The sequence below is a fragment of the Collimonas sp. genome, from assembly GCF_039923675.1.
GTDB lineage: Bacteria > Pseudomonadota > Gammaproteobacteria > Burkholderiales > Burkholderiaceae_D > Collimonas.
On the sequence record NZ_JBDTCG010000029.1, the window covers coordinates 1 to 9150 of the forward strand.

A 9150-nucleotide genomic window follows, 5' to 3' on the forward strand; every position below is an offset into this window, starting at 1 on the left:
GGATGATTGAAAAATCACGCCGGCGCATCTGGAGGGAGATACTATCAGAGCGCTTTGCGCAACTGACTGGCGGCGGCAGCCAGCGCCGTGATACGAGCCCAGTCGCCGGATTTCAGCAGATCTTTCGGCGTCAGCCACGAACCGCCGACGCAAGCCACGTTTTTACAGGCCAGGAAATCCGGCGCGGTGTCCAGCGAAATGCCGCCGGTCGGACAAAACGTGACGTCGCCCAATGGGCCTGCAATCGCGTTCAGCATGCCGACGCCGCCCGCAGGCACTGCCGGGAACAGCTTCAATTGGCGGAAACCGGCTTCACGCGCGGCCATCACTTCTGACGGCGTCATCACGCCCGGCAACAGCGGCAAACCGCTGGCTATGGCGGCGGCGATCAAAGCCGGCGTCAAGCCCGGCGACACGCCGAACACCGCACCGGCATCGCGCGCGGCAACGAATTCATCGGCCTGCGTCAACGTGCCGACGCCGACAATCGCGCTCGGCACCTGCTCGGCGATGGCGCGGATTGCAGGCAAGCCATGCACTGTGCGCAAAGTGATTTCCAGTACACGAATGCCGCCTGCCACCAGCGCCTTGGCGAGAGGTACGGCATGTTCGATGTCGTCAATCGCGATGACCGGAATCACCGGTGACGCACGCATGATGTCCAGCAACTGGTTGCCGTAAAGAAGATTGGAGGATGTCATATCGTTGCTTTCTGTGGTTGTTGTGCTGACTCTGCAGATTCTGCCGAGGTCGGGATCGCCGGCGGCAGGCCGAAGCAGGTTGCGCCCTCTTCCGCCGCGCTGACCGTGGTGCGGAACATCGCAAACAATTCGCGGCCCATGCCGACATGGTTAGCCGACAAGTCGGTTTCCAGCGGCTGGCGTTGCACCCATTCTTCGGCAGGCACCAAGGCTTCCAGTATACCTTTCTCGGCGTCGAGGCGGATCATGTCGCCGGTCCGCACCAGGCTCAGCGGACCGCCGGCCAATACTTCCGGCGTGACATGGATAGCCGCCGGCACTTTGCCGGAAGCGCCCGACATGCGGCCGTCGGTGACCAGCGCCACGTGGCGGCCTGCATCTTGCAAGATCCCCAGCGCCGGCGTCAGCGCGTGCAATTCCGGCATGCCGTTGGCGCGCGGGCCCTGGTGGCTCAATACGGCGATGAAATCGCGATCCAGTTCGCCGGCGCGGAAGGCCGCCATGAAAGCTTCTTGCGAATGAAACACCACCGCCGGCGCCTGCACGATCCAGTGCTGTTGCTTGACGGCGGAAATCTTGATCACCGAGCGACCCAGGTTACCGGTCAGCAAACGCAAGCCGCCATCGGCGGAAAACGGCGCAGCGGCAGTCCGCACCACCGAGTCGTCGCCGCTCTTTTCCGGCGCTGGCTTGAACACCACCGTTTCTCCATCCAGGAACGGTTCGGCACAATGGGCGCGCAGGCTGTCGCCAAGAATGGTTTTGACATCTTCATGCATCAGACCGGCATCCAGCAATTCGCGGATCACAAAACCCGTGCCGCCGGCAGCGTGGAAGTGATTAACGTCAGCGTCGCCGTTCGGATAAATCCGGGTGATCAGCGGCACCACTGCCGACAGCGCGTCGAAATCGTTCCAGTCGATGACGATGCCGGCCGCCTTGGCAATCGCTACCAGATGCAAGGTGTGATTGGTGGAGCCGCCGGTCGCCAGCAAAGCGACGATGGCGTTGACGATGCTCTTCTCGCTGACCACCTGGCCGACCGGCAGGTATTGGTTGCCACGGTCGGTGATCCGCAAGGCCTGGCGCGCTGCTTCAGCGGTCAAGGCATCGCGCAGCGGCGTGTTTGGGGTAATGAATGCGGAACCCGGCAGATGCAAGCCCAAGGCTTCCATCAGCATCTGATTGCTGTTGGCGGTACCGTAGAATGTGCAGGTACCGGCGCTGTGATACGACTGCGATTCCGCTTCCAGCAACTCGGCGCGACCGACTTTTCCTGCGGCGTAGAGCTGGCGGATGCGTACCTTCTCTTTATTACTCATGCCGCTGGTCATAGGACCGCCGGGGATGAACACGGCAGGCAGGTGGCCGAAATGCAACGCGCCGATCAACAAGCCGGGGACGATCTTGTCGCAGATGCCCAGGTAGACCGCGGCGTCGAACATATTGTGCGACAGCGCAATCGCGGTCGCCATGGCAATCGCATCGCGCGAAAACAACGACAGTTCCATGCCCGGCTGGCCTTGCGTCACACCATCGCACATGGCGGGTGTGCCGCCGGCGAATTGGGCCACGCCGCCCGCCGCATGCACCGCATCCTTGATGATCTGCGGATAGCGCTCGAACGGCTGATGGGCAGACAACATGTCATTGTAGGAAGATACGATCGCTACCGATGAACTTTTGTCCTGTTTCAGTCTCAACTTGTCATTGACTGGAAATGCGGCGAAACCGTGGGCAAGATTAGTGCAGGACAGTGCGCCGCGCTGCACATCCTGGCGGCGCGCATGCTCCAGGCGCGCCAGGTAGGCGCTGCGGTAAGGTTGGCTGCGCGCAACAATACGTTCGGTGACTTTGGCTACGCTGGCTTGAACAGTCATGATAAAAATCCTTGAAACAGTAGACGAATTGAAATTTTACTACAAAATAGTATTTCGACGTTAACTTGCCAACCCAAATCGGGTTCGATTGTGGTTTTTTGAAACAGAGCCACCCTATCTAAAACAGCAACTCTAGCCATACAGTACGTAATAACGGTAGCGAACAAATGAACCAGAGGGAGATAGATCAAAAACCTCGTTCAGATGACGCAAAGTGACTTCACAACAGCAACATCAAAATAATTTGTAGTGAAATTACCGTCAACTGTTGTATAGTCGTATAAATTCCTGACCTACCATAAAGACTCCGGATATGCCACAGACTGCGCTTCATACTACCGCCAGCTTTCAAGCCCTGCACGCACATTACGCAGCCGTCAAGGACAGATCGTTGCGCGACTTGTTCGCCACGGCTTCCGCCCCGCCCCGCTTTGAACAATTCTCTCTCAAAGCCGCCGGCTTGTTTTTGGATTATGCAAAAAACAACGTAACCCCGGAAACCATGGAGCATCTGTTTGCCCTGGCGCGCGAACGCCAGGTCGAAAGCCGGCGTGCAGCGATGTTTGCTGGCGAAAAGATCAATACCACCGAACATCGCGCCGTCCTGCATACCGCCCTGCGCGCGCCAGCCCAGCCAGCCTTGGTGGTCGATGGCCAGCAAGTCAGCGCCGATGTCCACGCCGTGCTGCAAAGAATCAAGACGTTTACCGACGCACTTCGTTCCGGCACATGGCTCGGCTATAGCGGCAAGCCTGTCACGGATATCGTCAACATCGGCATCGGCGGCTCCGATCTCGGGCCCAAGATGGTGTGCCAGGCACTGCGTCCGTACCAGCAGACCGGCCTGCATCTGCATTTCGTTTCCAATGTGGATGGCGACGATATGGACGCCGTGCTGCAACAAGTTGATCCGCGCACAACATTGTTCGTGATCGCCTCCAAAACCTTCACCACCGCGGAAACCATGATGAATGCGCATTCGGCGCGCAACTGGTTCCTGCAAAACGGTGCGGACGCGCGGGAGTCGGATCTGCGCAAGCATTTCGTCGCCGTCTCCACCAATGTCGAAGGCGTCACTGCGTTCGGCATCGATCCGGACAATATGTTCCCGTTCTGGGACTGGGTCGGCGGCCGTTACTCGGTATGGTCCTCGATCGGCCTGTCGGTGGCGCTGGCGGTCGGCTTCGACCAGTTCAGCGAATTCCTGGCCGGGGCCCATGCGATGGACCAGCATTTCCAAAGTGCGCCGCTGGAACAGAACATGCCGGTCATCATGGCCTTGCTGGGCATCTGGTATCGCGATTTTTTCGATTATCGCTCGGTCTCGATTGCGCCATATCACCAGGATCTGGGCAACTTCCCCTCCTATCTGCAACAGCTGGAAATGGAAAGCAACGGCAAGCGCGTCGCCCTCGACGGCAGCACGCTTGAAGTCGCCACCTGCCCGATTATCTGGGGCAATGTCGGCACCAATGGCCAGCATGCGTATTTCCAGCTGCTGCACCAAGGCAGCGACATCACCCCGGTCGACTTCATTGCGACCCTGACCGCCAGCCATCACCTGCCCGGCCATCAAGCGGCACTGCTGGCCAACTGCTTCGCCCAGTCCGAAGCCTTCATGCGCGGCAAAAACGCGGAAGAAGTGCAGGCGGAAATGCAAGCCAAGGGCATGCCGGCCGAACAGATCGCGGCGCTAGTGCCGCATCGCACCTTCCTTGGCAATCGTCCGAGCAACACGATCCTGATGGAGGCGCTGACGCCAGCCAACCTGGGCGCGCTGATCGCCTTGTATGAGCACAAGGTCTTCGTCCAGGGCGTCATCTGGGACATCAACAGTTTCGACCAATGGGGTGTTGAGCTGGGCAAGGCTTTAGCCAGCAACATCCTCAACGAACTGACCGGCACGCCGGCGCCGCACAGCCACGACAGCTCGACCAACGGCCTGATTGCGATGGCGCGCAAAGCTTTGTAGTTTATTTTTCTGAGCAGGATGAAAAGGCGTCAAATCTTTCATCTTGCGTCTATCTCCCAGTAGCGGCAGTAATCCATCGGTCTCATTTAAGGTCTCATTTATCATGGCTCTTGCAGAATTCGATTTAGCAATCTTTGGCGGTACCGGCGACCTGGCAATGCGTAAATTGCTGCCGGCAATGTATGCGCGCGACCGCGCCAACGACCTGCCGCCGGATGCCCGCATCCTGTGTATCGGCCGCCACGAAAGCAACGATGCCGACTTCCTCAAGCATGTGGAACAGGACGCCAAGCCGCACATCAGCAAGGAAAGCTTCGACGCTACTGTCTGGCAGCGTTTTTGCAAACGCATCAAGTACGTCGCCATGGATGCTACCGATGCGACTTCGTACAAAGCGCTGGTCGAAGCCATGCGCCCGGACCACGCGATCACCAATGTGTTCTACCTGGCGACGCCGCCTAGCCTGTTCTCGAAAATCTGCAAGAACCTGGCTGCCAGCGGCCTTGCCACCTCCAATTCGCGCGTAGTGCTGGAAAAGCCTTTGGGCCGCGACCTCGCCAGCGCCAAGCAAATCAATGCCGAAGTCGGCCAGGTATTTTCCGAATCGCAGATTTTCCGCATCGACCATTACCTCGGTAAAGAGACGGTGCAAAACCTGCTGGCGCTGCGCTTTGGCAATGTGTTGTTTGAACCGCTGTGGCGTCGTGAATGGATTTCCGACGTGCAGATCACCATTGCTGAAGAACTCGGCGTCGGCAACCGCATGGGCTACTACGAAACTTCCGGCGCCTTGCGCGACATGCTGCAAAATCACTTGCTGCAACTCCTCTGTATCGTCGCCATGGAACCGCCGGTGTCAATTACCCCGGATGCGGTACGTGATGAAAAGCTCAAAGTGCTGCGTTCACTAAAGCGCTTCACGCCGACTACGCTGGCGCAAAACGTGGTGCGCGGACAATACCGCTCCGGCCACGTTGAAGGTGTCGCCGTGCCTGGCTATCGCAAAGAGGCCGACGCTAATCCTCATTCACGTACGGAAACTTTTGTGGCACTGAAGGCCGAAGTCGATACCTGGCGTTGGGCCGGCGTTCCGTTTTACCTGCGCACCGGCAAACGCATGGCTGATTCGCTGGCGGAAATCGTGATTCGTTTCAAGACCATTCCGCACTCGATTTTTGCCCAGCCGAACAGCAGTTTCGAACCGAACTGCCTGGTAATCCGCTTACAGCCGGACGAGGGCCTGACCCTGAACCTGATGGCCAAGACTCCGGGCGACGGCATGCGCTTGAAACCGGTTGAGCTGGAACTGAATTTCCGCGAGAGCTTCAAGTCACCACGGATGGAAGCCTACGAACGGCTGCTGCTGGACGTCTTGCGCGGCCAACTGACCTTGTTCATGCGCAGCGACGAGCTGGAAGCCGCGTGGGAATGGGTCGAGCCGATCCTGGAATTCTGGGACCAGGAAGAAGACGATCCGATTCCTTACACCGCAGGCACCTGGGGCCCGGCCGCGGCCAGCGCCCTGATTGCGCGCGATGGCTTGCAATGGCGCGAAGAAGCGCTGCCAGAACTGTAAGGGCCCGGCATGACCATGCTGCTGGACGCGATCCGGACCCAGATCGACTTGCTGTCAAAGTCGGAGAAAAAGGTCGCGTTAACCATTCTCGATAACCCGCAGCTGGCGCTGGCGGAAAACATCACCGCCCTGGCAAAAAATGCGCAAGTATCGGAGCCGACCGTGGTGCGTTTTTGCCGCGCCATCGGCTATGAAGGCTGGCACGACTTCAAGCTGAAACTGGCGCAAAGCCTGGCGGTAGCCCTGCCGGGAGCCAATGAAATGCTGGCGCAGGACGATATCGCGGCCGATCTGGTCAACAAGATTTGCAGCCGCTCCATCAATACCCTGCTCGACCTGCGCAACCATCTGAGCGCCGATGCGATCCAGAAAGCGCTCGACGTTTTGCTCAAGGCCAACAAGATCGAGTTTTACGGCCAGGGTACGTCGGGCATCGTGGCGGCGGACGCCCAGCATAAATTTTTCCGTTCCGGCGTTCCTACCGTCGCCTACTCCGATCCGCATATCCACAGCATCGCGGCATCGCTGCTGCAACCCGGCGACTGCGTGGTCGCCATCTCGCAGCGCGGCGGCAATGCCGCGTTGCTGCGCAGCGTGCAGTTGGCAAAAAAGGGCGGCGCCGACATCATCGTGCTGGGACCGAGCGGCACGCCGCTGGCGGAACTGGCGACGGTGCTGGTGCCGATCGACCTGAGCTTCAATATCGACCCGTATACGCCGATCTCGGCACGGCTGGCGCATCTGGTGGTGATCGATATCCTGGCGGTCGGCCTGGCGCTCAAGCGCGGCCCGGAATTCCGCAAGAAAATGCAAAACGCCCAGAAAGCCTTGCAACAATTCGACATGCAGTTCGATTCGTTTTTTCGTTGACGATACGCTTCCAGGCAAGCCATCATCAGCGGTGTATCCATAAAAATTAAAAACATGAGACCAGCTTCCTCCTCGCCAGACTATCGCGATCCCGACTTCCTGCGTGACCGCATGCGGCGCGACATCGCTTTTTTCCACCCGCGCGCCATCGATCCGGATGGCGGTTTTTTCCACTACCTGAATGACGATGGCAGCGTCTATGACGGCGCCAGCCGACATCTGGTCAATAGCAGCCGCATGGTATTCTGCTATGCACTGGCCTGGCGTCTCGACGGCAAGGAAGAATATCGCGAAGCCGCAAGACATGGCCTGCGCTTCTTGCAGCAGCAACATTGGCAGCCCTCTTACGGTGGCTATGCCTGGGTCCTGGAAAACGGCGTGGCGGTTGACTGCACCCAACATTGCTACGGTCTGGCGTTCGTCCTGCTGGCGCATGCACATGCGCTAAGGATCGGCATCAGCGAGGCGGCGCAAGGCATAACCGCCACCTTTGACCTGATGGAAAAATTGTTCTGGTCGGAGGATGACGGCTTGTACGCAGACGAGGCGACGCCGGAAGGCGTGGTCTCATCTTATCGCGGCCAGAACGCCAACATGCATAGTTGCGAAGCCTTGATCGCGGCCTTTGAAGCAACCGGCGAACGGCGCTATCTGCTGCGCGCCGAACGGCTCGCGCACAACATCACCGTCCGGCTGGCAACGGATGGCTGGATCTGGGAACACTACCACGCCGACTGGAGCGCCGACTGGGAATACAACCGCCACGACAGCAGCAACATGTTCCGTCCGTGGGGTTTCCAGCCGGGCCACATGACCGAGTGGTCGAAATTGCTGTTGCTGCTGGAGCGCCATCGCCAACACCTGCAAGGCGATACTGATTGGCTGCTACCACACGCCCGTGCATTGTTCGACGTCACCATGCCGGCTGCCTGGGACCAGCAGTTTGGCGGCCTGGTGTATGGCCTGGCGCCGGACGGCAGCGTTTGCGATGGCGACAAGTATTTCTGGGTGCAGGCCGAATCGCTGGCCACGGCAGCATTGCTGGCGCAACGCAGCGGCAACGCGGGTTACTGGGATAGCTATGACAATTTATGGGAGTACAGCAACGCACATCTGATCGATCAGGAGCGTGGCGGCTGGTACCGGATCCTGCAGCGCGACAACCTGCGCTACGGCCCCGAAAAACCGCCGCACGGCAAGACCGACTTCTATCATCCGATGGGCGCTTATCTGGAAGCACTGGCCGCTGTGGACAGTCCGCTGGCATAAATCACCATGAAACAATATCACTACGATGTCACTGCGTCATTCCCGCGAACGCGGGGATGACGACAGTTTTTACCCTATTTATCTTGTATGGACGCTGTCATGCCTGAAACCACAAAACCCGCTCAAGCCACGCCCTTCCCCCAATTCGTCAGCGCCGGCGAAGCTCTGACCGACTTGATACGCGTTGGCGGCGGCCAATGGCTGAGCAAGACCGGCGGCTCGACCTGGAATGTGGCGCGCGCCGCCGCCAGCCTTGGCGCCTCATCCGCCTTCGCCGGCGCCATCAGTCAAGATTGGTTCGGCGATGAGCTCTACGCGGCCAGCCAGGCGAGCGGACTCGATTTGCGGTTCTTGCAACGCGCGGCGCGTTCGCCGCTGCTGGCGGTGGTGTATGAAACCGCACCGCCGCAATACAATTTCATCGGCGATAACAGCGCCGACCTGGCTTTCGATCCAGGCTTGCTGCCTGCTGGTTGGCAGCAAGCGGCGCAATGGGTGCATTTCGGCGGCATCAGCCTGACGCGCGCGCCGCTGGCCGGACACCTGATCGAACTGGCGGAGGACCTGCATAGCCGCGGCGTCAAGATCAGCTACGATCCCAATTTCCGCAATGTGATGGACCAGCGCTACGACAGCGTGCTGAAAAAGATGGCGCAACTGGCAGATGTCATCAAGGTCTCGGACGAAGACCTGGCCGGCCTGTTCCGCAGCGATGATACCGAAGCGGCATTGGCGACCCTGCGCGGCTTCAATCCATCGGCCACCGTGCTCTTGACATTAGGCTCACAAGGCGCGGCGATCCATGCCGGCGCCGAATATTGGCAAGTAGCGCCGCCCTCCATCACCGTGGTCGATACCGTGGGCGCCGGCGATGCCGGCATC

The 9150-nt window shown here is 59.3% G+C and carries 7 protein-coding genes; 5 read left to right on the forward strand and 2 right to left on the reverse strand.

What is annotated here, in order from left to right:
• Positions 1 to 44: 44 nt before the first annotated feature.
• A complete protein-coding gene (locus ABI171_RS06560) occupies positions 45 to 701 on the reverse strand; it encodes a bifunctional 4-hydroxy-2-oxoglutarate aldolase/2-dehydro-3-deoxy-phosphogluconate aldolase (protein WP_348091775.1) in 657 nt (218 codons plus the stop codon).
• Positions 698 to 2581: a phosphogluconate dehydratase gene (gene edd, locus ABI171_RS06565; RefSeq protein WP_348091776.1), complete on the reverse strand. Its 1884-nt coding sequence runs from the start codon at positions 2579 to 2581 to the stop codon at positions 698 to 700. Before edd ends, ABI171_RS06560 begins: the two co-directional genes overlap by 4 nt.
• Positions 2582 to 2894: 313 nt before the next feature.
• On the opposite strand from edd, the gene pgi reads away from it, so the two are divergent.
• The 5 genes from pgi to ABI171_RS06590 all read left to right on the forward strand — a co-directional run.
• Positions 2895 to 4553 carry a glucose-6-phosphate isomerase gene (gene pgi / locus ABI171_RS06570; protein WP_348091777.1) on the forward strand — a complete coding sequence of 553 codons (1659 nt, stop codon included), beginning with the start codon at positions 2895 to 2897 and terminating at the stop codon, positions 4551 to 4553.
• Between the two features lie 103 nt (positions 4554 to 4656).
• Positions 4657 to 6129, forward strand: a complete 1473-nt coding sequence (zwf, locus tag ABI171_RS06575) for a glucose-6-phosphate dehydrogenase (RefSeq protein WP_348091778.1) — start codon at positions 4657 to 4659, stop codon at positions 6127 to 6129.
• A 15-nt stretch (positions 6130 to 6144) separates the two neighbouring features.
• Positions 6145 to 6999, forward strand: a complete 855-nt coding sequence (locus ABI171_RS06580; protein ID WP_348091781.1) for an SIS domain-containing protein — start codon at positions 6145 to 6147, stop codon at positions 6997 to 6999.
• 54 nt (positions 7000 to 7053) lie between these two features.
• Positions 7054 to 8268 (forward strand): AGE family epimerase/isomerase, encoded by a 1215-nt coding sequence (locus ABI171_RS06585; protein ID WP_348091779.1) that lies wholly within the window; start codon positions 7054 to 7056, stop codon positions 8266 to 8268.
• A 99-nt stretch (positions 8269 to 8367) separates the two neighbouring features.
• Positions 8368 to 9150 (forward strand): carbohydrate kinase (locus tag ABI171_RS06590; protein ID WP_348091780.1); only part of this gene is annotated, 783 nt, incomplete at its 3' end.

Excerpts from the sequence above, each read along its gene's own strand:
- ABI171_RS06560 (WP_348091775.1), bottom strand. The coding sequence starts at position 701 with ATGACATCCTCCAATCTTCTTTACGGCAACCAGTTGCTGGACATCATG.
- ABI171_RS06585 (WP_348091779.1), top strand. The coding sequence starts at position 7,054 with ATGAGACCAGCTTCCTCCTCGCCAGACTATCGCGATCCCGACTTCCTG.
- edd (WP_348091776.1), bottom strand. The coding sequence starts at position 2,581 with ATGACTGTTCAAGCCAGCGTAGCCAAAGTCACCGAACGTATTGTTGCG.
- ABI171_RS06580 (WP_348091781.1), top strand. The coding sequence starts at position 6,145 with ATGCTGCTGGACGCGATCCGGACCCAGATCGACTTGCTGTCAAAGTCG.
- zwf (WP_348091778.1), top strand. The coding sequence starts at position 4,657 with ATGGCTCTTGCAGAATTCGATTTAGCAATCTTTGGCGGTACCGGCGAC.
- pgi (WP_348091777.1), top strand. The coding sequence starts at position 2,895 with ATGCCACAGACTGCGCTTCATACTACCGCCAGCTTTCAAGCCCTGCAC.